Source organism: Pantoea sp. Z09 (assembly GCF_022394795.1).
GTDB classification, from domain to species: Bacteria; Pseudomonadota; Gammaproteobacteria; order Enterobacterales; family Enterobacteriaceae; genus Pantoea; species Pantoea latae.
This window is the reverse complement of the sequence record NZ_CP092373.1, coordinates 109,418-135,688: the sequence shown is the minus strand read 5'-3', so window position 1 is coordinate 135,688 and position 26,271 is coordinate 109,418. Positions and strand designations below refer to the sequence as shown.

23 protein-coding genes are annotated in these 26,271 nt (G+C 63.3%); 9 read left to right on the top strand and 14 right to left on the bottom strand.

Features of this window, described 5'->3' with window-relative positions; translation table 11 throughout:
• Positions 1–39: 39 nt before the first annotated feature.
• Together MC269_RS00600 and MC269_RS00595 are read right to left on the bottom strand one after the other, a co-directional pair.
• Positions 40–948: a LysR family transcriptional regulator gene (locus MC269_RS00600; RefSeq protein WP_239953371.1), complete on the bottom strand. Its 909-nt coding sequence runs from the start codon at positions 946–948 to the stop codon at positions 40–42.
• A gap of 2 nt (positions 949–950) precedes the next feature.
• A complete protein-coding gene (locus tag MC269_RS00595; protein ID WP_239953370.1) occupies positions 951–2,042 on the bottom strand; it encodes a dipeptidase in 1,092 nt (363 codons plus the stop codon).
• 190 nt (positions 2,043–2,232) lie between these two features.
• On the opposite strand from MC269_RS00595, the gene MC269_RS00590 reads away from it, so the two are divergent.
• From MC269_RS00590 to MC269_RS00565, 6 genes are all read left to right on the top strand, one after another.
• Positions 2,233–3,828, top strand: coding sequence for an ABC transporter substrate-binding protein (locus MC269_RS00590; RefSeq protein WP_239953369.1), 1,596 nt, complete (start codon positions 2,233–2,235; stop codon positions 3,826–3,828).
• Between the two features lie 92 nt (positions 3,829–3,920).
• Entirely contained in the window at positions 3,921–4,838 is a 918-nt protein-coding gene (locus MC269_RS00585; protein ID WP_239955043.1) for an ABC transporter permease, read from the top strand.
• On the top strand, positions 4,838–5,734 hold the full coding sequence (locus tag MC269_RS00580) for an ABC transporter permease (protein ID WP_081136736.1): 897 nt from the start codon (positions 4,838–4,840) through the stop codon (positions 5,732–5,734). Before MC269_RS00585 ends, MC269_RS00580 begins: the two co-directional genes overlap by 1 nt.
• Entirely contained in the window at positions 5,735–6,562 is an 828-nt protein-coding gene (locus tag MC269_RS00575; protein WP_239953368.1) for an ABC transporter ATP-binding protein, read from the top strand.
• Between the two features lie 9 nt (positions 6,563–6,571).
• Positions 6,572–7,312 (top strand): ABC transporter ATP-binding protein, encoded by a 741-nt coding sequence (locus MC269_RS00570; RefSeq protein WP_239953367.1) that lies wholly within the window; start codon positions 6,572–6,574, stop codon positions 7,310–7,312.
• The gene (locus tag MC269_RS00565; RefSeq protein WP_239953366.1) at positions 7,309–8,820 is read left to right on the top strand and encodes a serine hydrolase; all 1,512 of its coding nucleotides are present in this window, start codon (positions 7,309–7,311) and stop codon (positions 8,818–8,820) included. The genes MC269_RS00570 and MC269_RS00565 overlap by 4 nt, the downstream gene beginning before the upstream one ends.
• Here the strand turns inward: MC269_RS00565 and MC269_RS00560 are convergent.
• The 11 genes from MC269_RS00560 to mntP all read right to left on the bottom strand — a co-directional run bounded on the left by MC269_RS00560 (position 8,810) and on the right by mntP (position 19,901).
• The gene (locus MC269_RS00560) at positions 8,810–9,646 is read right to left on the bottom strand and encodes a fumarylacetoacetate hydrolase family protein (RefSeq protein WP_239953365.1); all 837 of its coding nucleotides are present in this window, start codon (positions 9,644–9,646) and stop codon (positions 8,810–8,812) included. The two genes, MC269_RS00565 and MC269_RS00560, sit on opposite strands and share 11 nt — an antisense overlap.
• A gap of 93 nt (positions 9,647–9,739) precedes the next feature.
• Entirely contained in the window at positions 9,740–10,561 is an 822-nt protein-coding gene (locus MC269_RS00555; RefSeq protein WP_239953364.1) for a M55 family metallopeptidase, read from the bottom strand.
• Entirely contained in the window at positions 10,558–11,610 is a 1,053-nt protein-coding gene (locus MC269_RS00550) for a P1 family peptidase (protein ID WP_239953363.1), read from the bottom strand. The genes MC269_RS00555 and MC269_RS00550 overlap by 4 nt, the downstream gene beginning before the upstream one ends.
• Positions 11,611–11,612: 2 nt before the next feature.
• Positions 11,613–12,497, bottom strand: coding sequence for an ABC transporter permease subunit (locus MC269_RS00545; RefSeq protein ID WP_239953362.1), 885 nt, complete (start codon positions 12,495–12,497; stop codon positions 11,613–11,615).
• Entirely contained in the window at positions 12,494–13,426 is a 933-nt protein-coding gene (locus MC269_RS00540) for an ABC transporter permease (RefSeq protein WP_081136754.1), read from the bottom strand. Before MC269_RS00540 ends, MC269_RS00545 begins: the two co-directional genes overlap by 4 nt.
• A 30-nt stretch (positions 13,427–13,456) precedes the next feature.
• Positions 13,457–14,992: a glutathione ABC transporter substrate-binding protein gene (locus MC269_RS00535; RefSeq protein WP_239953361.1), complete on the bottom strand. Its 1,536-nt coding sequence runs from the start codon at positions 14,990–14,992 to the stop codon at positions 13,457–13,459.
• Positions 14,993–15,023: 31 nt separating this feature from the next.
• Positions 15,024–16,886 carry an ABC transporter ATP-binding protein gene (locus tag MC269_RS00530; protein ID WP_239953360.1) on the bottom strand — a complete coding sequence of 621 codons (1,863 nt, stop codon included), beginning with the start codon at positions 16,884–16,886 and terminating at the stop codon, positions 15,024–15,026.
• A 17-nt stretch (positions 16,887–16,903) separates the two neighbouring features.
• Positions 16,904–17,869 carry an N-acetyl-D-Glu racemase DgcA gene (dgcA, locus tag MC269_RS00525; protein ID WP_239953359.1) on the bottom strand — a complete coding sequence of 322 codons (966 nt, stop codon included), beginning with the start codon at positions 17,867–17,869 and terminating at the stop codon, positions 16,904–16,906.
• A 1-nt stretch (position 17,870) separates the two neighbouring features.
• The gene (gene dgcN / locus MC269_RS00520; protein ID WP_239953358.1) at positions 17,871–18,878 is read right to left on the bottom strand and encodes an N-acetyltransferase DgcN; all 1,008 of its coding nucleotides are present in this window, start codon (positions 18,876–18,878) and stop codon (positions 17,871–17,873) included.
• A gap of 251 nt (positions 18,879–19,129) precedes the next feature.
• Complete coding sequence (gene azuC / locus MC269_RS18795; protein ID WP_371824369.1) at positions 19,130–19,195, bottom strand: stress response protein AzuC; 66 nt, start codon at positions 19,193–19,195, stop codon at positions 19,130–19,132.
• A gap of 130 nt (positions 19,196–19,325) precedes the next feature.
• Entirely contained in the window at positions 19,326–19,901 is a 576-nt protein-coding gene (gene mntP, locus MC269_RS00515; protein WP_081136764.1) for a manganese efflux pump MntP, read from the bottom strand.
• A 302-nt stretch (positions 19,902–20,203) separates the two neighbouring features.
• Between mntP and MC269_RS00510 the strand changes: the two genes are divergently transcribed.
• The 3 genes from MC269_RS00510 to MC269_RS00500 all read left to right on the top strand — a co-directional run bounded on the left by MC269_RS00510 (position 20,204) and on the right by MC269_RS00500 (position 25,619).
• On the top strand, positions 20,204–20,446 hold the full coding sequence (locus MC269_RS00510; RefSeq protein WP_239953357.1) for a DUF1158 domain-containing protein: 243 nt from the start codon (positions 20,204–20,206) through the stop codon (positions 20,444–20,446).
• 513 nt (positions 20,447–20,959) lie between these two features.
• Entirely contained in the window at positions 20,960–22,576 is a 1,617-nt protein-coding gene (gene mqo / locus MC269_RS00505) for a malate dehydrogenase (quinone) (RefSeq protein WP_239953356.1), read from the top strand.
• Positions 22,577–23,234: 658 nt separating this feature from the next.
• On the top strand, positions 23,235–25,619 hold the full coding sequence (locus tag MC269_RS00500; RefSeq protein ID WP_239953355.1) for a phosphoketolase: 2,385 nt from the start codon (positions 23,235–23,237) through the stop codon (positions 25,617–25,619).
• Here MC269_RS00500 and MC269_RS00495 read toward each other — a convergent pair.
• Positions 25,616–26,197, bottom strand: a complete 582-nt coding sequence (locus MC269_RS00495) for a LysE family translocator (RefSeq protein WP_239953354.1) — start codon at positions 26,195–26,197, stop codon at positions 25,616–25,618. The genes MC269_RS00500 and MC269_RS00495 overlap by 4 nt on opposite strands.
• Positions 26,198–26,271 lie beyond the last annotated feature (74 nt).

The following is a 26,271-nucleotide window of genomic DNA, read 5'->3' as shown; positions in this document are numbered from 1 at the left end:
GAAATCGTGACCAGCAGGCGAGGCGGGGGAAAGTTATTTTCAGGGACGCGCCAGCCGCGCCTCGCACTGCTGCGCGATTTCCCACAGGCGATGGCGGATAACCTGCTTCAGATGCAGGGTAGACTGGGACTGCGGCCGGTCGCGACGGCTGATCAGCATCACCTCGAACGGCAGCGGCTGCGCGACCGGCAGCAGCGTCAGCTGATCGGCGTAGCGACAGGCGGTAAAAAGGTCGACCACGCCGACGCCGCCGCCCGCCAGCACCATATCAGCGATAACCGAATAGGTTTTAATCGAAAGCGACACCGCCGGATAGAGGCGTTTGTCGTCAAGCGCGCGGTGCAGCACGCGGCCCAGCGGATCCTGCGCCTGCATCAGCAGCAGGTTATTGGCGCAGAGCCACTCCAGCGACACCGGCTCTTCGCGCCTGAGATGCAGCGGCAGCAGCGCCACCATCGTCGAGTGGAAAAGCGGCTCCGCCAGCAGATCCGCATCCACCTGCTGACCGAAGACCAGCGCGAAATCGAGCTGATCGTCGAGAATGTTGCGGCACAGGGTGGAAAAATGTTCGGTCACCAGCTCGACGTTAACCGCCGCTGCCTGCTGGCGATAGCGCACCAGCGCGGGCGCCATCACCATCTGGCCGAACGCGTGCGCCGCGCCGACGCGCACCGTCTGCCCTTCACCGCGCCGCAGCTGATCCGCCAGCTGATTGATCGCCTGAAGGCGGTGATAGAGCGCGTCGATCTCCGGCAGCAACCGCCGCCCTTCTGCGGTGATCACCAGCCCCTGCGCGCGACGCTCGAACAGCGCAAACCCCAGCTGCTGTTCGGCATGGTTGAGCACGCGGCTGACGTTGGGCTGCGAGACGTTCAGCAGCCGCGCCGCGGCGCTGATGGTGCCCGTCTGAGCCACCGCCTGGAACACTTCGATATGACGCAGACGCATGGTTATTCGCCCCAGGTCGCTTCCAGCACCCGCAGCCAGTTGCCGTAGCAAATTTTATGCAGCAGCTCAGGACCATAGCCGCGCGCCGCCAGCGCGGCCACCAGCCGCGGAAAGCCGGCGGCGTCGCGGAAGTCGTCCGGCATGGTGGCGCCGTCGAGATCGGAGCCGAACCCGACGCCATCCTCACCGACTTTGTCGAGAAGATACTCGATATGGCGAACAATCTCCTGCAGGCTGGTTTCTGCGTCGCGCCGGCCATCTTCGCGCAGAAAAGGCACGGCAAAGTTGACGCCAACAAAGCCGCGCGTCTCGGCAATCGCCGCCAGCTGGCGATCGGTCAGGTTGCGCGACTGTGCGCTCAGGGCGTGGGCGTTTGAATGGCTCGCCACCAGCGGCGCGTCGCTGATGGCGGCGGTATGCCAGAAGCCTTTCTCATCCATATGGGAGAGATCCACCAGAATGCGCCGACGATTGCAGTCGCGCACCAGCTGCTTGCCCGCGTCGGTCAGGCCGTCGCCGAGATCGGGCGAAGACGGATAGCGAAACGGCACGCCGGCGCCAAACCGATTAGGCCGGCTCCAGAGCGGCCCCAGGCTGCGCAGCCCGCTGGCGTAAAAAATGTCGAGCAGCTCGCCGTTGACGTCCAGCGCCTCGGCGCCCTCGATGTGCATCACCACCGCCAGCGTCCCGCTGGCCATGCAGGCGCGAATGTCGCCTGCGCTGCGGCAAATTTTCACTTTTCCCTGCGACGCCTGCTCGATGCGCAGCAGGATCGCCAGCATCGAAAAGGTGGCGTCGCGCGCGGCGATCGCCGCTTCCTGCGGAAAATCAGCGGGAGTTGGCGCACTTCTTGCAACCTGTTCGCTGTCCGCCGCGGCAGCCACCGCGGGATGGGAAGGCACCCATACGGCGAAAATGCCGCCCGCCACGTTGCCCTGGCGCAGGCGCGGAAAATCGAGATGACCCGACGCGGTGCCCTGCATAAAGGCGTTAACCGCGTCAGCGTAGTGATGCTGCCAGAGTCGACACAGCACGTCGTTATGACCATCGAATACCGGGACGGCGAGCGGTGCCACTTGATGATTTTCCGACATTTTTTCCATTCCATCTGCGAGGGAGAGTGCACAAAGGCGGCATGCGGCAAGCGCAGGCGCACCAAAACAGAGCAAGGCCGTATTGTGCTTCGGTGAGCGTTTATTAATCCCCGCAGCGCGGACGCATGTCAAGACAAAAAACGCGCATATTTTAAATTTTCATTTTAAATATCAATAACCTGGAGTTTTCATGGTCACCAGAAGAAACTTTATTGCAGGATGCGGCGCCGTCTCCTTTTTCTCATTCCTCAGCCTCAACTCCGCCTCTGCCGCCACGCCGCCCAGCATGCTGGTGATGGCGATGCAGCTCGACAATATGACCAGCCTCGATCCTCACGAAAGCTTTGAAGCGACGGGCGGGCAGATCTGCGGCAACCTCTACCAGAAGCTGGTGCAGCCCGATGCGCAGCAGGCGGATAAAATCGTTGGCATGCTGGCGAAAAGCTGGCAGGCGAACAGCGACGGCTCTGTCTATACGTTCTATCTCGATCCGGCGGCGCGATTTGCCGACGGCTCGCCGGTGACCGCAGAGGATGCGGCGTTTTCCATCGAGCGCATCGTCAAGCTGGATAAGAGCCCGGCGTTTATTATCAATCAGTTCGGCTTCACTAAAGAGAACGTGGCCAGCAAGGTCACGGCGAAAGACACCCATACGCTGGAGATGGCGCTGGGCGCGCCCGCTTCGGAGTCGTTTCTGCTCTACTGTCTCTCTGCCACGGTCGGCAGCATCGTGTCGAAAAAAGCCTGTCTTGCCAATCAGCAGAACGGCGACCTCGGCAACGCCTGGCTGAAGCAGCACAGCGCCGGCTCCGGCGCCTTTACGCTGCGCAGCTGGAAGGCGAGCGAAACGGTGATCCTGGAGCTGAGCCCGCAGTATGCTGGCCAGAGCGCCATTAAGCGCGTGATCCTCAAGCATATCGCTGACCCCGCCGCGCAGTCGCTGATGCTGCAAAAAGGCGACGTCGACGTCGCCTACGATCTCACCACCGAGCAGTTAAAGCCGCTGCAGTCGGACAGCAAGGTCACGCTGGAGAAACAGCCGCTTTCCGCCATTATGCTGATGTCCAGCAACACCACGCATCCGCTGCTGCAAAAGCCGCAGGTGTGGCAGGCGCTTAAGTGGGCGATCGACTACGAGAGCATTCAGAAAAATATCCTGTCGCTCACCTACAACGTGCATCAGAGCTTTTTGCCTTCTGGCTTTCCAGCGGCGCTGGACGATACCCCTTTTCATCGCGACGTGGATAAAGCGAAAGCGCTGCTGGCGGAAGCGGGCTACCCGGACGGCTTCGAGATCACCCTCGACCACTACTCGATGCAGCCCTATCCCGATATCGCTCAGGCGATTCAGACCCAGCTCGGCGCCATCGGCATTAAGGTGTCGCTGATCGCCTCGGAGAACCGTCAGGTGCTGACGAAGATGCGTGCGCGTCAGCATCAGCTGGCTATCACCTCATGGGGCGCGGACTACTTCGATCCGAACTCCAATACGGAAGCGTTCTGCGTCAACACCGACAACACCACCGGCGCGCGCAACCGCACCCTGGCGTGGCGCTGCGGCTGGTCAGACGACGAATTCAACCAGCTCACTGCGCAGGCGCTGCATGAAAGCGACCCGGCGCAGCGCCTCGCGCTGTATCAAAAAATTCAGCAGCTGCATCGGGAAAAGAGCCCGTTTATTTTTATGATGCAGCAGATCCAGACCACCGCCTGCGCGAAGACGCTGTCTGACGTCCATCTGACGGTGCTGGAGCAGTGGCCCTATCAGCAGGTGAAAAAAGCGTGACGGGCGCGGTAAAGCGCGGCGTCAGCACGCTGGGCAGCCTGCTGCTGACGCTGTTCGGCCTGACGGTGCTGACCTTTTTTATCGGCCGGGTGATGCCGACCGATCCGGTGCTGGCGGCGGTCGGCGACAACGCGCCGCAGGCGGTGGTCGAGCGGGTGCGCGCGGAGATGGGGCTGGATCAGCCGCTCTACGTGCAGTTCGGCCACTATCTCAACCAGCTGCTGCACGGCGATTTAGGCCGCTCCGTGCTGACCTCCAACAGCGTCACCAGCGATATCGCGCGTTTTTTCCCGGCCACTATGGAGCTGGCGACGGCGGCGATTGTGATTGCCGCGCTGATCGGCGTTCCCCTCGGCGTCTGGGCGGCGGTGCGCCAGGGCTCCTGGCTCGATCAGAGCATTCGCGTTATCTGTCTCGCCGGCCATTCGCTGCCGGTATTCGTGCTGGCGCTGCTCAGCCTGCTGCTGTTCTACGCCGTGCTCGGCATTGCGCCGGGGCCGGGGCGGCAGGATATTATCTGGCAGGATATGATCCCGCAGGTCACCGGCTTTCTCACCGTCGACTCTCTGCTGGCGGGAGAATATGACGCCTTCCGCGACGCGCTGGCGCACATGGCGCAGCCGGTCTGCATCCTCGCCTACTTCAGCATGGCCTACATCACGCGCATGACCCGCACCTTTATGCTCAACGCCCTCAGCGGCGAGTTCGTGATCACCGCGCGCGCCAAGGGGCTGTCGTCGCGCCGCGTGATCTGGCGCCACGCCTTTCCGACGGTGGCGGTGCAGCTGGTGACGGTGCTGGCGCTCACCTACGCCGGGCTGCTGGAGGGCGCGGTGGTGACGGAAAATGTCTTCGCCTGGCCGGGCCTGGGCCAGTATCTCACCACCTCGCTGATGAACGCCGACATGAATCCGGTGGTTGGCGCCACGCTGTTGGTCGGTACGGTTTACGTGCTGCTCAATCAGCTTGCCGACCTTCTCTATCGACTCTGTGATCCACGGGTAAAATAATGGCTATTTCACGTGACTGGCTGCTCGCCGATTCGCCGACCAACCGCCGGCAGGCGGTGTGGGGCCGCCGCTACCGCCTGTGGCTCAGCCTGCGCGGCAACCCGCTGGCGATAGCCGGTCTGGGCGTTATCCTGCTGATGCTGCTGCTGGCGGTCGCCGCGCCGCTGCTGACGCCGTATGACGCAGGCGCGCAGCATCTGGAAAACCGTCTGGCGGCGCCGTCCGCCGCGCACTGGCTCGGCACCGACGAACTGGGGCGCGACCTCTGGACGCGCATTATTTACGGCGGCCGCACCACGCTCGGCATGGTTATCGCCGTGGTGGCGCTGACCGCCCCGCTCGGCCTGCTGATCGGCTCTGTGGCCGGTTATCTCGGCGGCGTCGTTGATAAGGCGCTGATGCGCATTACCGATATTTTTCTCGCCTTTCCGCGCCTGATCCTGGCGCTGGCGTTTGTCGCGGCGCTCAAGCCGGGCATCGAGAGCGCGGTGCTGGCGATCGCCCTGACCGCTTGGCCGCCATACGCCCGGCTGGCGCGCGCCGAAACCCTGCAGTTTCGCCACAGCGACTTTATCGCCGCCAGCCGCCTGACCGGCGCGTCGCCGCTGCGCATTATTTTGCGCCACATTATGCCGCTATGCGTGCCGAGCCTGATCGTGCGCGTCACGCTCGATATGAGTTCCATCATTATTACCGCCGCCAGCCTCGGCTTTCTCGGCATGGGCGCGCAGCCGCCGTCGCCGGAATGGGGCACCATGATCGCGACCGCGCGCCGCTTTCTCTTCAGCGAATGGTGGGTGCCGCTGATGCCGTGCATCGCGATTTTTCTCACCTCGCTGGCCTTTAACTTTCTCGGTGACGGCCTGCGCGACGTCCTCGATCCCAGGGAGCGCTAAATGCTGGTGGAAATTGAAAATTTACGCATCGCCTTTCGCAGCCGCGCCGAAACCTTCGAGGCGGTGCGCGGCGTCAGCTTCAGCGTCGGCAAAGAGAAATTTGCCATTGTCGGCGAAAGCGGCTCCGGCAAATCGCTCACCGCGCGCAGCCTGATGCAGCTGCTGCCCGGCAATGCCGAGGTCAGCGCTGACTTGCTGCGGTTTGACGGCATCGACCTGCGCGGCGTCAGTGAAAAAACGCTGCGCCAGATCCGCGGGCGGCGCGTCGGCTTTATTCTGCAGGACCCGAAATATTCGCTTAACCCGGTGATGACCATCGGCCAGCAGATTGCCGAAGCCTGGCGCGAGCACAAAGGCGGCAGCAGAAAGGCGGCGATGCAGGCGGCGATCGGCCTGCTGGAGCAGGTGAAAATCCGCGACGCCGCCGCGGTGGCGCTGCGCTATCCCCATGAAGTGTCCGGCGGCATGGGGCAGCGCGTGATGATCGCCATGATGCTGGCGCCCGATCCCGAACTGCTGATTGCCGACGAGCCCACCAGCGCGCTCGACGCGACGGTGCAGGCGGAGATTTTGCGCCTGATCGACGACCTGGTGTCGGCGCGCGGCATGGGGCTCATCCTCATTAGCCACGATCTGCCGCTGGTGTCGCACTTCTGCGATCGCGTGGCGGTGATGTACGCCGGGCGTATCGTCGAGCAGCTTGACGCCCGCCAGCTACATCAGGCGCAGCATCCCTACACCCAGGGGCTGCTGGCCTGTCTGCCGTCGCTGCGTCATCCGCGCGCGCGCCTGCCGACGCTGCAGCGCGACGCCGCCTGGCGCGATTAGGAGCAAGCTATGTTTGAAATCAACAATCTGGATATCAGTTTCGGCGCGCAGCGCGCCGTCAAAGCGGTCTCTTTTCAGGTAGGCAGCGGCGAGAGTTTTGGCATGGTGGGCGAAAGCGGCTCGGGCAAATCAACGGTGCTGCGCGCGCTGGCGGGGTTGAATCATGCCTGGCGCGGCGACATTCGCTTTGGCGGCATGGCGCTGAGCGCCCGACGCGGCCGCGCCTTTTTTCGTCAGGTGCAGATGGTGTTTCAGGATCCCTACGGTTCGCTGCATCCGCGCCAGACCATCGACCGCATTTTGCATGAGCCGCTGCTGGTACATCGCCTCGATCGCGCCGAACAGCGCATTAGCCAGGCGCTGAGCGACGTCGGCTTGCCCGCCGCGGCGCGCTTTCGCTATCCGCATCAGCTCTCTGGCGGCCAGCGCCAGCGCGTGGCGATCGCGCGCGCGCTGATCGCCGAACCGGAAGTGCTGCTGCTGGATGAGCCGACCTCTGCGCTCGATGTCTCCGTGCAGGCGGAAATTCTCAATTTGCTCAGCGATTTGCGCAGCGAGCGCCGCCTCACCTATATTCTGGTGACGCATAATCTGGCGGTGGTCACGCATCTCTGTCAGCGCATCGGCGTGATGCAGCACGGCGAAATGGTGGAGCAGCTCAGCGCGGACGATTTGCGCGCGCGCCGCATCCGCCATCCGCACACCGCGCAGCTGTTTGATTTAAGCATTGGGCTGGAGGAGCCGGCATGACGCTGGAGTGGCAACGGGCGGCAGCGGTCGCCGAAGAGATTGTGCAGGGCTGGCGCCAGCCCGATGCGCCGGGCGGCGCGATGGTGCTGTTCGACGCGCGTCAGGTGCAGTCGGCGCACTGCGCCGGACTGGCGGATCTGGCGCAGCAGACGCCGTTTAGCCTCGACAGCGTGGTGCGCTTCGCGTCGATGACCAAACACCTTTTTGCGGCGCTGGCGACCGGGCCGGCACGCCGCTATCTGTCGCCTGACGACCGGCTGGTGGATCACCTGCCGCAGCTGCGCGGCGCTAACGGGCAGGTAACCGTCGGTCAGGCGCTGGATATGTCGAGCGGGCTGCCGGATCTGCGCGAAACGCTGTCGCTGATCGGCCTGTCGGTCTACAACGCCACGACGGACGCCGATCTGCTGGCGTTTATCGCCGCAGAGGGCGAGCTAAACTACCCGCCCGGCAGCGAAGTCTCCTATACCAACACCGGCTACCGGCTGGTGGAGGAGGCGCTCAAAGCCAAAGGGGTGCGTTTCGACGCGCTGCTGCAGCAATATATTTGCCAGCCGCTCGATATCAGCCTGACCGCGCCGGAAACCTGGTTCGACGTGGTGCCGGGCCTGGCGCCAGGCTACTGGTTCGACGGCAGCCGCTGGCGGCTCGCCAGCGCCGGTCTACATCTTTCCGCCTCCGGCAGCGTCACCGGCAGCCTGCGCCATCTGACGCGCTGGCTGCAGGCGTTGCTGAGCGACAGCGGCCCCGGCGCGGGCGTGCTGCAGCGCCTCAGCGCGCCGCGCACCCTGGCGGACGGGCGCGTCAGCGGCTACGGGCTGGGCCTGGCCAGCAGCCAGATCGGCACCCAGACGCTGTTTGGCCACGGCGGGTCGCACGCGGGCTACAAAAGCTATTTTCTGCTGCATCCCGAGCGCCATGCTGGCGTGGCGCTGGTGGCGAACCGCGAGGATATCGCCACCTCGGAAAGCGCGCTGCGCGTGATGGCGGCGCTGCTCAACCGCACGCTGCCGGAGAAGGGGCACGATCTGGTGCCCGGCCTCTATGTTGGGGAGCAAGAGGCGGAGTGGCTGGAGATCGGCGGCGACGCGGCGACCTGGCTCGGCGCGAGCGAAACCCTGTGGCGCGGCGACGCGCACGGCGATGCGCGATCGCTTTCCAGCACCTTGCCGCTGCGCCTGCGTCATGACGGCGCCGCCATTGTCGGCGAAATCGGCCATGCGCCGCGCCGCTTTGTGCCGGCGCAGCCCGACAGCGCCAGCCTGCAGGCGATGCAAGGGCGCTGGTTCCTGCCGCAGTGGCGCAGCGAACTGGAGATCGTGGGCGAGAGGCTCACAATGGGCATCGGCCCGGCGGCGCTGGTCGCCAGGCTACAGTCGCTGGGCGGCGACCGCGTGCTGGCGACGGCGCAGGATGGGCCGTGGCAGAAACGCTTTATGCTACAGCGCAGAGGAGACGAGCTGCGATTAGTGCTTAACCGCAGCCGTGTGGTGCGGTTTACGCGATAACGTTGCGCAGCCTGCCAATCTTTTCAATCTCTACTTCCACCACGTCGCCGCTGAACATAAACAGCGGCGGGGTGCGTTTTTTCCCCACGCCCCCTGGCGAACCGGTAAAAATGACGTCGCCCGGCGAGAGCGGACTAAAAGCAGAGATATATTCAATAATATTTGCCACCTTGTGCACCATGCTGCCGGTGGTGTCGTTCTGCACTTCGCGTCCGTTGAGGAAGGTCTTGATCGCCAGCGTCTGCGGATCGCCAATCGTCTCGGCGAGGGTCATCCAGGGGCCGAAACCGCCGGTCTGCGGCCAGTTTTTCCCGGCGGTGAACCAGGTAAACTGCATATCGCGCACCGTGGCGTCCATAAAGCAGCTGTAGCCCGCCACGTAGTCCAGCGCCTCGTCGGCTTTCACCTGATGCGCCGGTTTGCCGATGATCACCGCCAGCTCGCCTTCGTAGTCGAACTCGCTGGTAGAAGCGGGCTTCATCAGCGGCTGGTCATGACCGGTCAGGGAGTCGGCGAAACGGATAAACAGCGTCGGCGCGCTCTGGGTTTCGGCAAACTCTTTACGCTTATCGGCGTAGTTCATGCCGACGCAAAAGACCTTGCCCGGATTGTCAATGACCGGCAGAAAGCGCAGCGCGTCGAACGCGTAGTCGGTGGGCAGATCGCGAAACGCCGCGAGATCCGCCAGAGAGGAGCGCTGCAAAAAGGTTTTCAGATCCGGGCACTGTGCGCCCATGCGCGTGCCGACATCCACCACGCCGTTTTCTTTGACGATGCCGAAACTTTTTATGCCCTGGTCTGGAAGATAAAAACTGCAAAGCTGCATTACTGCCTCGTTGTTATCGATAAATTCGCGCGCAGGTTAGCAAAAGATGAGATGAAAATCGTACAAACTTCCGCTCATCCGATGACATAGCGTTTAATTTTGTGTCGACGCCAGATAAGAGAAGGCGCTGAGCAAACTGACCAGCGTCGCCATGCGCTCGCTCTGATAGCCGACCGTGACGGCATCGAGACGCGCGACGTCGGGGATCAGCGAGAAGAGATCCGCCAGCACCGGTTTGCTCGCCTGCAGCCTCAGCCGATAAGGTGGGCGAAGCAAGGTGTCGCACCCGCCCGGCGCGCGCGCCACCACTCGCTCCGCCGCTTGCCGAATACGCTGGCGCGCCGCTTCTGGACTGAGCGACTCGGCGCTGGTGTGGGAAATCGCGCGCTTTACGCAGACATAGTCCGCGTCGGGGTGGCGCTCGCCGATCCACTGCTGCAGGCAGTCGTCGCCGCTCACCAGCCACAGCGGCGTGCCCTGCTCCGCTGCCGCTGCAGCGTAAATATCGCTTTCGCCCACCACCCGATCGTTGATAAGGATGCGCCAGAAGGCGCGGCCGTTGATGGTGTGCGCCAGCACGCCGTGCTCGCCCGCCGCGCTGTGATAGCCGATCAGCATCAGCCCGTCGAAGCGCTGCTGCTCCAGCCCCTCTACCATCGAGAGCGCGCGCGGTTTGCCCTGCACCAGCCGTGCGCGCGCATCTATCTGCGCGGCGCGCAGATTGGTCATCTGCGCATGGCTGTCGGCGACGACGACGTCGGTCGCGCCGGCGGCAAAGGCGCCGTCGATGGCGGCGTTAACCTCCTGCTCCATCAGCTCGCGCGCCAGCTGCCAGTCGGCGTGGCCGGGCGTGCACTGTTCCGGGCGCATTACACCCGCGACGCCTTCGATATCGGCGGAAATAAATATTTTCACGGTGTGACTCCTGCAAGGCGGTCCAGCACATCGCTGAGCGCCGGACGATGGTGGCCGCGAAAGCCGGTAACGGGCTCTGCGCTGAGCAGCGCGTCGAGCACCGCGTGTTCAGTGGCGTCGGCCGCCGCCGACAGCAGCGGCTCCAGCGCGGCATCCTGCGGCGGCTGCGGCGCTGGCTGCGTGGAGAAGGCCACTGCGATGTCGCCGGAGCCGTGTCCCCAGTAGCTGCCAAGCCGCCCCAGACCGGCGCCGGCGCGCTTCGCCACGCGCGTCAGCTGGCGCGCGTCGAGCGGCGCGTCGGTCGCCATAATAATAATGATGGAGCCAGCGTCGCGCTGCGGCGTCAGCGACGGCAGCAGCGGCGCGATCTGCTCGCCAAGCCGCACGCCGTCCAGCGTCAGCGCCTCCAGCGCGCCGAAGTTCGCCAGCACCAGCACCCCCAGCGTGGCGTTAAGTGACGCAATACGGCGCGAGGCGCTGCCGATGCCGCCTTTCAGGCTAAAGCAGCTCATGCCGCGTCCTGCGCCGACGCTGCCGCGCGCGAACGCGACGTCGGCGCTGTCGAGCGCCGCCTGCGCCATCGCTTCGGTGATCGCCATCGCCTGAATATCGTTGAGCCAGCCGTCGTTGCACTCCAGCGCCAGCGGGTTGACCGTGGGCAGCTCGCGTCCCAGCTCAGGGTTGGCGCGGATAGCCGCGCGCGCCAGGGTGGTGAACAGCGTGCCGACCGCCAGCGTGTTGCTGAGCAGGATCGGCGTCTGCAGCACGCCCAGCTCCGCAACCTGCACCAGCCCGACCGGCTTCGCGAAGCCGTTGAACACCGCCGCGCCGCACGGCAACGGCTGGGCGAAAAGATTCTCGCCCGGCGGCACCACCGCCGTGACGCCGGTCTGCTGCTCATCCTTGTCCAGCGTGTAGTGACCGACGCGCACGCCCGGCACGTCGCTGATGCCGTTGGTCGGCCCGCAGACGCCGCGCGGCTGGCCCAGCCGGCGCGTGGCGCGCCAGCGCTGCAGCAACAGGTCGCGCTGCTGTTGTTGAAAGTCCATCTTTAGCTCTTTAGTTTAGGGTCCAGCGTATCGCGTAGCGCATCGCCCAGCAGGTTGAACGCCAGCACCGTCATAAAAATCGCCAGGCCGGGAAACACGCTGACGTGCCACAGGCCCGCCATCATCATGCTGCGGCTCATAGCAAGAATATTGCCCCACTCCGGCACGTCCGGCTCCGGGCCGAGGCCGATAAAGCTCAGCCCGGCGGCGGTGAGGATACTGGTGCCGATGCGCATGGTGAAGTAGATGATCACGTTCGGCAGCGTGCCGGGAAGAATATGGCGCAGCAGGATCACCCGATCCGGCGCGCCAGCGCAGCGCACCGCGTCAACCCAGGCGGCCTGTTTCAGCGACAGCGTCGAGGCGCGCACGATGCGTGCGAAGACCGGCACGCTGAACACCGCCACCGCGATAATCACGTTGTTGAGGCCGGGCCCGAGTATCGCCACTACCGCAATCGCCAGCAGCATGCCGGGAAAGGCGAAGAGCACGTCGCAGCCGCGCATAATCAGCATATCGACCCAGCGGCCGTAGTAGCCCGCCAGCAGGCCGAGCACGATGCCCACCAGCATGCCGAGCGTCACCGACACCACGCCGACGTAGAGCGAGATACGCGCGCCGTAGATCACGCGACTCAGCACGTCGCGCCCGAGGTCGTCCGTGCCCATCCAGTGCGCGCCAGATGGCGGCGCGGAGAGCGCCGTCCAGTCTGGCGCCATCGGATCCCAGGGCGCCAGCCAGGGCGCGAAAAGGGCAACCAGCAGCAGCAGCAGCACGAAGCCGCCTGACGCCAGCGCCAGCGGATTGCGCACAAAGGCGTGCAGAAAGTCGCGCCACGGCGAGCGGATCGCGGCGCGGTCGCCGGTAGAGAGCGTCTGCTGGCTCATTTGGCCCCCTGACTGAGACGAATGGCCGGATTCACCACCGCGTAGAGCAGATCCACCAGCAGGTTGATAAGGATAAATTCAAACACAAACAGCATTACCAGCGCCTGAATCACCGGCTGGTCCTGCGCCTTGATTGATTCAATCAGCAGCCAGCCCAGGCCGGGCCAGTTGAAGACGCTCTCCACCACAATAGAGCCGCCGAGCAGAAAGCCGAACTGCAATCCCAGCATGGTGATCACCGGGATCAGCGCGTTGCGCATCACATGTTTCCAGGTGACGCGCGCGGCGCGCAGCCCTTTGGCGCGCGCGGTGCGCACATAATCCTCCTGCGCCACCTCAAGAAACGCCGAGCGGGTAAAGCGCGCCATCACCGCCGCGACCGACGAGCCAAGCGTGATGGCGGGCAGGATGATATCGGCGGGCTGGTTGAAGCCGCTGACCGAAAAGAGGCCAAACGGCATGGCGACGAACTGGATCAGCAGCAGGCCGAGCCAGAACGCCGGCATCGAAATGCCGCCGACCGCGGCGCTCATCAGCGTCCAGTCCAGCCAGCCGCCGCGCCGCAGCGCCGCGGCGACGCCCAGCGCCAGCCCCAGCGTGACCGACCAGGCGAACCCCGCCAGCGCCAGCCACAGCGTCGGCATAAAGCCTTTGCGGATCACCTCCCGCACCGGCTGCTGGGTGCGGTAGGTGACGCCCAAATCGCCGCGCAGCATACCGCCCAGCCAGTTAACATACTGCTGCGGCAGCGGATCGTTCAGGCCGAGATGCTGACGCGCCGCCTCGACCGCCTCGATCGGCGCGTCAGGCCCGGCGTAGATGCGCGCCGGATCGCCAGGCAGCAGCTTGATAAAGCCGAACACCAGCAGCGAAACCACCAGCAGCACCGGGATCATCTCCAGCAGTCGACGCAGGATGTATGCGAACATAGCCTTCCTTTTTTGCAGAGCCGATAAGCGTTATTTGAAAACGGCCTGGTTAAAAAGCAGATTGCCGTCGGGCAGCATCGAGACGCCGCTCAGCGTTTTCGCTTTGCCGACCAGGTTGTCTGGCGTGCCGAGAAAGGCGATGGGCGCCTCTTGCCACAGCAGGCGCTGCGCCTCGGCGTAGGCCGCCGCGCGCTTCGCCGGTTCGGCGGTCGCCAGGCCGCCGGCAATCGCTTTATCCACCGCCGGATTGCTGTAGTAGGAGACGTTGTAAGAGGTCGGCACCCAGGATTCGCTGGCGAACAGCGGACGCAGCGCCCAGTCGGCGTCGCCGGTCGAGGTGGACCAGCCGCCGTAGTAAAGATCGTACTCGGCCTGTTTCGGATCCTTTACGCCCCACAGCCTGGCGTTGCGCGTGCCGGAATCCATCGGCGTCACGGTCACGCGGATGCCGACCGACGCCAGCTGCGCCTTGAGAAACTGCGCGGCGCGGACGCTGGCGGTGGCGTTGGTGCACCAGAGCTTGAGATCGAGCCCGTCCGCATAGCCCGCCGCTTTCAGCAGCGCCTTCGCCTCTTCCGGCGCGTAGCGATAGTTCGGCTCGCTCTGCTTCTGGTAGAACTGCACGCCGCTCGGGATCGCCGACGTGGCGGGCGCGCCCATGCCGGCAAAGCCCACTTTCAGCCACAGCTCGCGGTTAATGGCGTAGTTGATCGCCTGGCGCACGCGCCTGTCCGCCAGCGGCTTGTGCTGGGTGTTGATCGCCATGTAGTAGAGATAGATGCTGGGATCGCGCTGGATCGCCAGCCGGCTGTCGCTCTGCACTGCGGCGACGAGATCGGACGGCAGCGGGTAGATGGCGTCTACCTGGCCCGACTTCAGCGCCGCGACGCGCGTGGCGTCTTCCGGGCTGGGCGAGAAGATCACCCGGTCCACCTTCGGCCAGCCCTTGTTCCAGTAGCCGCTGAATTTCGTCAGCGTTACCGCCTTGCCCGGCTGCCAGTCGACAAAGCTAAACGGACCGGTGCCGACCGGATGCAGGCGCAGCTGCGCCTCGTCGGGAAAAGCCTTCAGCACCGCTGGGCTCCACATCACCGCCGAGGGGTGCGCCAGGGTGTTGATAAAGGCGCCGAAGGATTCGCTGAGATCGATTTGCACTTTATTGGGCGCCAGCACCGTAACGCTTTTGATCATGCGGTAAAGGCTGTTGCGCTTTAGCCCCTTTTTCTGGTCGGCGAGCCGCTCGAGGTTGGCCTTCACCGCGTCGGCGTCAAACGACGTGCCGTCCTGAAAGGTCACGCCGTCGCGCAGAGTCAGGGTGAACTGCGTGGCGTTGTCGTTGCTGGTGTAGCCCGTCGCCAGCCAGGGCGTCAGGGTCATTTTGGCGTCGAACTGGAACAGGCGTTCAAAGATGCCGCTCTGCACCGAATAGCTGATGTTATCGGAGGTGTCATGCGGATCGAGGCCGGTGATATCGGCGTACATCGAAATACGCAGATCCTGTGCCTGCGCGACGCTGGCCAGAGAGAGCGCGAGGGCAAGAGAGGCGCGGCGGAATAGTGGCTTCATAAAGGCTCCTGGTATTGATGAGTAGGCGCAGTTAACGCACGTCGGCCACCCAGTGACCGGGCGCGACCTGACGATAACGATGTTTACTGACCGTCTCTTTTACGCTGCGCACAGGCGACGGGATTTCACTCTCGTCAAACCGGCGTGCTGGACGATTGAGCGGATCGACCACCGGCACCGAGGCCAGCAGGCGTTGCGTGTAGGGATGCTGCGGCTGATTGAACACCGACTGTCGCGGCCCGATCTCGACGATCTGTCCGAGGTACATCACCGCGACGCGGTTAGCGATGCGCTCCACTACGGCCATGTCGTGCGAGATAAAAATCCACGCGACGCCGGTTTGCTGCTGCAAATCCATCATCAGGTTGATGACCTGCGCCTGAACCGACACGTCGAGCGCGGAGACCGCTTCATCGGCAATAATAATTTTGGGTTTGAGCGCCATGGCGCGGGCGATGGCGATGCGCTGCCGCTGGCCGCCGGAAAACTCATGGGGATAGCGCCGTGCGTGCTCCGGCAGCAGACCGACGCTCGCTAACAGCGCCTCGACCTGCGGCGTCGCCTCCGCGAGCGAGCGGACGATACCGTGCAGCAGCAGCGGCTCCGCAATGGTAAAGCCGACGGTGAGTCGCGGGTTGAGCGAGGCGTAGGGATCCTGAAACACCATCTGGATTTCACGCCGCAGCGGCTGGAACTGCGCCTCTTTCAGGCTGGCGATCTCCCGGCCGGCGAACAGAATGCTGTCGGCGTCGCCGTCAACCAGCCGCATCAGGGCGCGACCGGTGGTCGATTTGCCGCAGCCGCTTTCGCCGACGATCGCCAGGGTTTCCCCTGGCCAGAGGGCGAAGTCGATCTGCTCCACCGCATGCACGCGGTGCGTCAGTGCGGAGAAAATGCCGCTGCGAATGGGAAAGCGCACGCTCAGGCCGCGCACGTCGAGCAGCGGTTTCTCTTCGTAGCGGGCGGTGATATGCGGCTCCTCGGCCGGCGCGTCGCCGTGCAGCAGCGGAAAGCGCTGCGGCCAGCGCTGTTCGCGCATCTCTCCCGGCTTCGGCACCGCCGCCAGCAGCGCGCGGGTGTAGTCGTGCTGCGGCGCGGCGAAAATCGCCTCTACCGGCCCCTGTTCGACTACATGGCCGCGATACATCACCACCACGCGATCCGCCACCTCGGCGACGACGCCCATGTCGTGCGTGATAAACAGCACCGCCATCTGCTTTTCCCGCTGCAGCTCGCGCAGAATATGCAGAATGCGCGCCTGCACCGTGACGTCGAGCGCGGTGGTCGGTTCGTCGGCAATCAGCAGCTGCGGATCGCACGCCAGCGCCTGGGCAATCATCACGCGCTGACGCATGCCGCCGGAGAGCGCGTGTGGAAAACTTTTCATCACGCGATCGATGTCGGCGATGCGCACCTGACGCAGCAGCGACCGCGCGCGCGCCTGCGCGTCGGCGGCGGAGCAGATCTGGTGGTCGCGCAGCGCTTCCGTGAGCTGATCGCCCACGCGCAGCACCGGATTCAGCGAGGTCATCGGCTCCTGAAAAATCATCGCCATTTCGCGGCCGCGCAGCCTGCGCCGCTGCTCGTCGCTGAGCCGGCTGAGATCGCGCGTTTCGCCTGTGCGGTCGCGAAAGCGGATCGCGCCGCCGTCGATGCGCGCCGAGGCGGCCAGCAGCCCCATCACCGCCAGCGAAGTGACCGATTTTCCCGAGCCGCTCTCGCCGACGACCGCCACGATTTCCCCTGGCTGAATGGCGAAGGAGACGTCGTGCAGCGCCTGATGCACGCCGCTGCGTCCGCGAAAGCTGACGCTGAGATGCTCTATCGCCAGCACCGGCGCGCTGCTTGATCCGGCCACGCTGGCGGCGTCGGGCTGGCGAGAAAGGTCCGTCATCGTTGCTCCTTGGGCGTTTACAGCCAGATGCGGCCTTGTGAATAGGTCAGGAAGGGCGAACTGTCCGCCGCCAGCCAGATGGGACCGTCCAGATCGACATGCTCCGCCTGCGGTGTGGCCAGCAGCGCCGCCTCCATCGCCAGCGAGGAGCCGAGCATGCAGCCCACCATGATGCGCATCTCCTGCTTTCGCGCCTCGTCGATCATCGCCAGCGCCTCCGTCAGGCCGCCGCACTTGTCGAGCTTGATGTTGATCATCTCGTAGCGCGCGCGCAGCGCGGCGATGTCGCCGCGCGTGTGGCAGCTTTCGTCGGCGCAGAGGGGAATGGGATGGGCGATATGCTCTAATCCGGCATCCTCGCCCGCCGGCAGCGGCTGTTCGATCATTGCAAGTCGGTAAGGCAACAGCGCCGCGAACAGCGTCGGCAGTTCAAGGCCGCCCCAGGCTTCGTTGGCGTCGACGATCAGCGTGGCATCCGGCGCGACGGCGCGGATAGCCGCTACCTTTTCCACTATCGCCTCGCGGTCGAGCTTGATTTTCAGCAGCCGCGCGCCGCGCGACACCGCATCCGCCGCCGCCTCGGTCATCTTCTCGACGCTGTCGAGGCTCAGGGTTTCTGCGGTCACCACCGACGCGGGCGCGGCCACGCCAGCCTGCTGCCACAGCGTCCTCCTGACGCGCGCGGCATCCAGACGCCACAGGGCGCAATCCAGCGCGTTGCGCGCCGCGCCCGCGTTGAGCTGGCTCTGCAGCGCCTGACGGCTGAGGCCGCCCTCGATTGCATCTTTCATCGCGTTGAGCTGCGCGTGCACGCCCTCGACGGACTCGTTGTAGCGCGGCGTCGGCGTACATTCGCCGCGCCCGATAAAGCCATCCTGCTCCAGCGTGACCCGTATCACCGCCACGGCGGTGCGGGTGCCGCGCGCAATAGCAAACGGCCGCGCCAGCGGCAGCGTCAGCACGTCGATCAGCATACGGCGCATATCAGCCTCGCTCTTTCAGCAGCGCGGCGATGGCCGCAATACCGAAACGCACCGGATCCGTCGCCGGCACGCCAAAGGTTGCGCTGAGCTGCGCGCAGTAGTCGCGCGCCTCTTGTTCGCTGAAGTTCGAGGTATTGATGGCGAAACCCGCCAGCTGCGGATTGTCGCTGGTGACCTGCGCCGCGCGCAGATTGGCTTCGACGCAGTCCGCCAGGCCCACCATCGGCTGATGCGGTAAATGCCGCATATGCGGACGTCCCATCTCATGACACATCACCAGCCAGTGCGGCTGCGCGCCGTGGATCAATCCCATGCTGACGCCCGCGTAGGAGGGGTGAAACAGCGAGCCTTGCCCCTCGACGATATCCCAGTGATCGTCGTCGTTAGCGGGCGAGAGCGCCTCCGCCGCGCCGGCGATAAAATCGGCGATAACCGCGTCGATAGCGATGCCTTCGCCCGCCACAAGGATGCCGGTCTGCCCGGTGGCGCGGAAATCCGCCTTCATGCCCTGTTCGCGCATCGCGGCTTCCAGCGCCAGCGAGGTGTACATTTTGCCGACCGAGCAGTCGGTTCCGACAGTCAGCACGCGCTTGCCGCTGCGTTTTTTGCCGCTGCCCACCGCCAGTTTCGGACGCATATGACGGATATCGAACAGCGCGACGCCGTGCGCCTCCGCCAGCGCCACCAGCTCCGGTTCGTCCGCCAGGCGATGATGCAGGCCGCTCGCCACGTTCATGCCCGCTTTGATGGCGGAGGTGACGCTCTCCATCCAGTGCTGCGGCAGATAGCCGCCCGCGTTGGCGGTGCCGAGCACCAGAGTTTTGGCGCCGCGCGCCTTCGCCGCGGCGATGTTCAGCTCGTCGAGGCCAAGGGAAACGGTGCAGCCGGGCAGACACATTTCGCCGACGCACTGTTCGGGCCGCCATACCTGAATGCCGCGCGCGGTTTTGGCCGCAAGCGGATCGGTGACGTCGCCGAGAAACAGCAGATAAGGTTGCGGGATAAACATGATGCGCTCTCTTTCAGACAGGGTTGAGGGTCTGAAGCGCACTATTTCACGGCAGAGAGAGCGGGACGAATGCTTGTTTAGTCGCGGGCTATAACCTGGAGCTATAGCAAAAAGCTGCGCTTATGACAGGCGCGCAATGGCGGCTTGAGCAGGCGAAAAGAGGGGAAAGGGTAAAAAGAAAAGGCTATGACTAGCGGGCATCACGGCGCAGCAGACGCCGTGATTACCTGAGGCGATGCAACAAGAGAAGATTAATACATTGCGCCTGGCGGGACGTACTTAAAGGTTTCAACATAAGCACGGAAAACATATTTCATAAAGCGTTTCATAGCGTACCTGATTCAAAATTTGTTGAAGAAATGCAGAGAAATTATAACTTCTGTGCATTTTGCAGGCAATAAATTTTGAACCAGATCACAAAAACAGCATTAATCTGCCTGGCCGATCTCAGGCGAAGAGATGGAGATGCTGGCTGAGAATAGTGCAGCCAATAGAGATTAACACCAGCCCGCCGAGCACTTCCGCCCATTTGCCCAGCACCGGCCCCACTAAACGCCCTACCAGCACGCCGGTGGTCGCCATAATGGTGGTCGCCATGCCGATGGTGAGCGCGGTGGCGATAATGTTGACCTGCAAAAAGGCCAGGCCGACGCCAACCGCCAGCGCATCGAGGCTGGTGGCGACCGCCGTGGTGGCGAGCACCAGAAAGCCGTGACGCTGCGGCGCTTCGCACGGCTCAGCCGTCGCTGTCTGACGGAAGCCTTCCATCATCATGCGGCCGCCGAGGAACGACAGCAGGAAAAAGGCGACCCAGTGGTCCCACGCCATTACATAGCGGCTGGCGGCCAGGCCAGCAGCCCAGCCGATCAACGGCGTCAGCGCTTCAATGGCGCCAAAAATCAGGCCAGTACGCAGCGCTTCTTTGAATCCGGGGCGATGCAGCGCCGCGCCTTTGCTTAACGCAGCGGCAAAGGCGTCCATCGACATGCCGAAAGCCAGGATCAGGGTGGCGATAAAAGTCATAATGGCTAGTGTCAGGGTAAAAAGCGTTCGAACACCCGCTTTTGACCGCATTATCTGTTCAGTCTGATAAAAGTGCGCGCAGTCTAGCACGCATGATGCCCGATAAAAAGACAACAAAATCAGGGATTTAAGTATAGCAAAGGCTATAACTTTTATCGTTCGCTATCTTTTGCCGCTAAGTTGATGGTACTTAAGCCTTTTCTTGCGGCCTTTTTACCGCATGCGCCTCGCCGACGCGCGGGGATTGAACCCTGGCGGCGATTGCCGGAAAATAGCCGCGCTGATTAACGCGGAACCTGCTGATGAAAAATCCTTTCGAGTCCCTGATTATTCCCGGTGGCATTTTGCTGCTTGGCTTTCTCTCTGCTTTGCTGCTGCCAGCGCCCAATTTTGGCCTGACAATGGCGAGAAGCCTGACCCAACGGCTGCACCTGCAGGATATCAACCAGCTCTACACCCTGATCTTCTGCGTGTGGTTTCTGCTGCTGGGCGCGGTGGAGTTCTATGTGATCCGCTTTATTTATCGCCGCTGGTTCCGTTCCTGACGAACCTCTCCGCCCGCGCCTTTTTCCTCTGGCGCGGGCCGATCAAAATCACAAAAATGTAACACTATTTTTACAGAAACGCGGTTTCCCGGCGGTCACGTCAAAAATTCCTTATCGATCCCTTTCAGTATAAATCCATAAAATCATTGGCTTATAAAATATGGCCATTTTCTCGTCATCTGCCGTTATGCACTGTCATTGTGCAGTTACGCAACATCATATCAGGTTAACCCGCTGAGTTTACGGTAAAAAATTCCTTATGGCCGCCAGGCTGAGATGATTAATTCTTATGCTGAATCATTTCTGCATTTAAAAAATAAACAAATGTTTAATTCAGAGATGAGAATGTTATATTCAACAGACAAAGCATAACGTGCAGTTAACCTGCATCCCGCTTAAACGAACCTGAGTCTTAACCTTTAGGAAATAGCGCAACGCGCTCCCAAGAAGCGTGACTATTTCGCCTGCGAAACTGTTGAGCATCAGGTCAACAGAGAGAGGAGATGTCGCCTCATGTGCAAAACAGCTGTAAATCTTACGCTCGCAATGAGCGCCATTGGCATGGAAAAACCGCAGATGTCCGAGCGTAAAGAGGTGGACGTCCTGCTGATCGGCGCCGGCGTGATGAGCGCGACCCTCGGCGCCTGGCTACAGGAGCTGGAGCCGGACTGGACCATTGAAATGGTCGAGCGGCTGGAGAGCGTGGCGGAAGAGTCCTCCAATGGCTGGAACAACGCCGGCACCGGCCACGCCGCGCTGGCGGAGCTGAACTATACGCCGCAAAAGGCGGATGGCAGCATCGACATCAGCAAGGCGCTGGCGATCAACGAATCTTTCCAGATCTCCCGTCAGTTCCTGGCGTATCAGGTGCAAAAGGGCCATCTCCACTCGCCTGAACGTTTTATTAACAGCACGCCGCATATGAGCTTCGTCTGGGGCGACGAGAACGTGGCTTTCCTGCGCAAGCGCTATCAGGCGCTGCAGAAAAGCACGCTGTTCCGCGGCATGGCCTACTCCGAAGATCCGCAGCAGATTGCCGAGTGGATCCCGCTGGTGATGAAGAACCGCGACCGCCGGCAGAAAGTGGCAGCGACCTGGACGGAAATGGGCACCGATGTTAACTTTGGTGAAGTGACGCGTCAGCTGATCGCCTCGCTGGAGAAACGCGCCAGCTTCCGCCTGCGTCTGCGCCAGGAAGTACGCGATCTCAAGCGCCTGAGCGACGGCCGCTGGCAGGCGACGCTGCATTCGCTGGCGACGGGCGAGAAGCGCCAGCTCACGGCGAAAAACATCTTTATCGGCGCGGGCGGCGCGGCGCTGCCGCTGCTGCAAAAAAGCGGCATTCCCGAGGTAGGCGGCTATGCGGGCTTCCCGGTCGGCGGCTCTTTCCTCGTGACCGAAAATCCAGACGTGGTGCGCCAGCATATGGCGAAGGTGTATGGCAAAGCCTCGGTCGGCGCGCCGCCGATGTCGGTGCCGCACGTCGATACCCGTGTGCTGGACGGTAAACGCGTGCTGCTGTTTGGCCCGTTCGCCACCTTCTCTACCAAATTCCTTAAGCAGGGCTCACTGCTCGATATGTTCGGCTCGATGAACAGCGGCAACCTGCTGCCGATGATGAATGTCGGGCTGAAAAGCTTCGATCTGGTGAAATATCTGGTCGATCAGGTGCTGCAGAGCGACGCCGACCGCATGGAGGCGCTGCGCGCCTACGTGCCGGATGCGCAGCCGGACGACTGGCGTCTGGTGACCGCGGGCCAGCGCGTGCAGATTATCAAGAAAGACGCCAAAGAGGGCGCCGTGCTACGACTCGGCACCGAAGTGGTCACCTCGCAGGACGGCACTATCGCTGCCCTACTCGGCGCCTCGCCGGGCGCGTCGACTGCCGCGCCGATTATGCTGGAGCTGATGGCGAAGGCCTGGCCAGAGCAGATGGCCTCCACCGAATGGCAGAACCGCATTCGCGCGGTAGTGCCGTCATGGGGCCGCAAGCTCAACGGCGACGTCGCGCTGACGGAGAAAGTGCTGGCGGATACCAGCCGCGTGCTCAAGCTCGCCTATACGCCGCCGGTAACGCCAAACGCCGCCAACGACGAAGCGCGCGAAACCGCGCACGTGGTCGGCAAGTAGCTCTGTTGTGACGACAAGCCCCGCTCCGACGGTAACACTTGTCAGTTAAACGCAGTCTGGTGCCGCTCAGAGGCTGGCGGTCCTCGCGCCGCTGACGCGGTACCTTCACGTCATTCGTCTGCCTGACGGACCGGTGGGGATGGAACATCCCTGTTCCAGCCCCACCTTTCGCCCGCCGCCCTGCGGGCTCCCCTGGCAAACTCACTCTGTTCAGCGCTGCGAAATGCCCGCCTCTCATCGGCCCCAGCCTGCTGGCCAGCTTCCGTGTACGCTGCTGGAAAAGGACGGCGGCGTTTTTGCTGCTGCAAAGGGCACCCTGTCTGAGGCCACCGCGCCTTCTCTGCTGTAGAGGGCTATCCGCAGCGCTGAGGCGGAAACGTTGTGCCCGGAGCCGGTCGCAGGGATGCGACAGGCAGTTCGGGTAGGCCTGGATGGCCGTACCCGAACGGTCCGGCTGGCACGACGTTGCAGCCGAAGGCACCGCGCAGCGGCGCGAGGACGGCCCGGCAGCAGAGGAGGTGCGGTGGCCCGCACCAGCATGCTCATACGCGTATAAGGCCTCGCGCCGTGACCGCGCCTGGTCGAGTAGCGGATTCTCTATTAGGGTTAATGAAACGCTTTTTTCCCCATCACGTTTCGCTAACCAGGAGAATGTCCGATGTCACAACCGACCGCTGCCAGCGATCTTCAGCTGCTGGATCGCTACTGGCGCGCCGCCAACTACCTTTCCGTCGGGCAGATCTACCTGATGGCGAACCCGCTGCTGCGCGAGCCGCTGCAGCCGGAACATATCAAGCCGCGCCTGCTGGGCCACTGGGGCACCACGCCGGGCCTTAACTTTATCTACGCGCACCTCAACCGCATTATCCGCCAGCGCGACCTGAACCTGATCTATATCTGCGGGCCGGGCCACGGCGGACCCGGCATGGTGGCCAACACCTGGCTGGAGGGCAGCTACAGCGAAATCTACCCGCACGTCAGCCAGGATATTGACGGGATGCAGCGCCTGTTCAAGCAGTTCTCTTTTCCCGGCGGCATTCCCAGCCACGCCGCGCCGGAAACCCCGGGGTCGATCAACGAAGGAGGCGAACTCGGCTATTCGCTGTCGCACGCCTTTGGCGCCGCCTTCGATAATCCCGATCTGATCGTGCCCTGCGTGATCGGCGACGGCGAGGCGGAAACCGGCCCGCTGGCGTCGAGCTGGCACGGCATTAAGTTTCTCAATCCCGCGCGCGACGGTGCGGTGCTGCCGATCCTGCATCTCAACGGCTATAAAATCGCCAACCCGACCATTCTGGGACGCGCCAGCGACGAGGATCTACAGCAGCTGTTTAGCGGCTACGGCTACGAGCCGCTGTTTGTCAGCGGCCACGAACCGGAGAAGATGCATCAGCAGATGGCCGCTATGCTGGAGCGCGCCTTTGACAGCATCGCCGCTTACCAGCAGGCGGCGCGCGCAGGCGGCGAGCAGGAAGGGATCCCGCGCTGGCCGATGATCGTGATGCGCAGCCCGAAAGGCTGGACCGGCCCGCAGGAGGTCGACGGTAAAAAAGTCGAGGATTTCTGGCGCGCCCATCAGGTGCCGGTGGCGGCCTGCCGCGAGGATGCGGGACATCGCCAGATTCTGGAACAGTGGCTGCGCAGCTATCAGCCGGACGATCTGTTTGACGAGCAGGGTCGGCTGAAGCCAGAGCTGCGCGCGCTGGCGCCGCAGGGTGACAAGCGCATGGGCGCCTCGCCGCACGCCAACGGCGGCCTGCTGCGCCGCGAGCTTAACACCCCTGATATCCGCGAGTTCGCCTTTGACGTGAAACAGCCCGGCTCGCAGCTGGCGCAGGCCACCGAGCAGTTCGGCCGCTATCTGGCAGAAATTTTCGCGCGCAATCAGCATAATTTCCGCCTGTTCGGCCCCGATGAAACCGCCTCGAACCGTCTGACGCCGGTGTTCGACGTCACCAGCCGCACCTGGCTGGAGCCGATGAAACCCTACGACGAGCAGCTGGCGCGCGATGGCCGCGTGATGGAAATTCTCAGCGAGCATCAGTGTCAGGGCTGGCTGGAGGGCTATTTGCTGACCGGCCGCCATGGCCTGTTCAACTGCTACGAAGCCTTTATCCATATCGTCGATTCGATGTTCAACCAGCACGCCAAGTGGCTGAAGGTGACGCGCAAGCTCGGCTGGCGCAAGCCGGTCTCGTCGCTCAACTATCTGCTCTCTTCTCACGTCTGGCGCCAGGATCACAATGGCTACAGCCATCAGGATCCCGGCTTTATGGATCACGTCGCCAATAAAAAAGCGGATATCGTGCGCATCTATCTGCCGCCGGACGCCAACACGCTGCTGTGGGTCGGCGATCACTGCCTGCGCACCTGGGATCGCATCAACGTGATCGTGGCGGGCAAGCAGCCGTCGGCGCAGTGGCTGGATATGGAGAGCGCTATCGCGCACTGCGAAGCGGGCATGGGCGAATGGCGCTGGGCGGGCACCACGCCGCAGGGCGAAGAGCCGGACGTGGTGATGGCGTGCGCCGGCGACGTGCCAACGCTGGAGACGCTGGCGGCGGTGGATCTGCTGCGCGGCTATCTGCCCGACCTGCGCATTCGCGTGGTGAACGTGGTCGATCTGATGGCGCTGCAGACCCAGGATCAGCATCCGCACGGCAAAAGCGAAGCGGAATTCGACGCGCTGTTCACCCTCGACAGGCCGGTGATTTTCGCCTTCCACGGCTATCCGGCGCTGGTGCATCGCCTGACCTATCAGCGCAACAACCATCGTAACTTCCACGTGCGCGGCTTCAACGAAGAGGGCACCACCACCACGCCGTTCGATATGACGGTGCTTAACGAGCTGGACCGCTATCATCTGGCGCAGGAGGCGATCCTGCGCGTGCCGGGGCTGGCGGATCGCCATCCTGAGCTGCTTGACGACCTGCAGGAGCGCATCGCCGAACACCATCGCTACGTGCGGGAATATGGCGAAGACGTGCCGGAGGTGCGCGGCTGGAAGTGGCCGTCAGAAACGGGCAACGGCGCGCCGGACTAACGCAGCGCGTCCGCCAGCATCCACAGCGTGGTGGCGACCAGCGAGAGCGCCATCACGCTGTTGAAGAGCTGACGCTTCCAGCGGGTCTGCAGATGCAGGCCCAGCCGATCGCCCAGCGCCGCCCAGATCAGAATGCAGGGCAAATTCACCAGCGCGAAGCCGAGCATCACCGGCAGCAGCCCGCTTTGCGCGCTCCAGAGCAGCGCCACGTTCGTCGCCATCAGCCAGGCTTTGGGATTGACCGCCTGAAAGCCGATAGCGCCAGCCACGGTCATCGGCTGCGCCTTCTCCCGCTGGGTCGGCGCGCCCGCCCGCCACAGCTTCCACGACAGCCAGAGCAGATAGGCGCAGCCCGCCAGCGTCAGCGGCAGCCGGACGGCGCTCATCCAGCTCAGCAGCCACTCCAGCGCCAGCACCGCCAGCGCGTTTTGCAGCAGGCAGCCCAGCAGCACGCCGGAGATCATCGGCAGGGTGCGGCGCAGGCCGAAATTAACGCCGGAGGTTGCCAGCAGCAGGTTGTTGGGGCCGGGCGTAATAGACATCACGGTAACGTAGCTGAAAAAAGAGGGATCGAGCATGGCGCTATTCTCTGAAAGGAAACAGAGTTCTATGCTAGAGCGGGAAAAGAGTTGGTAACAGAGACACAAAATCA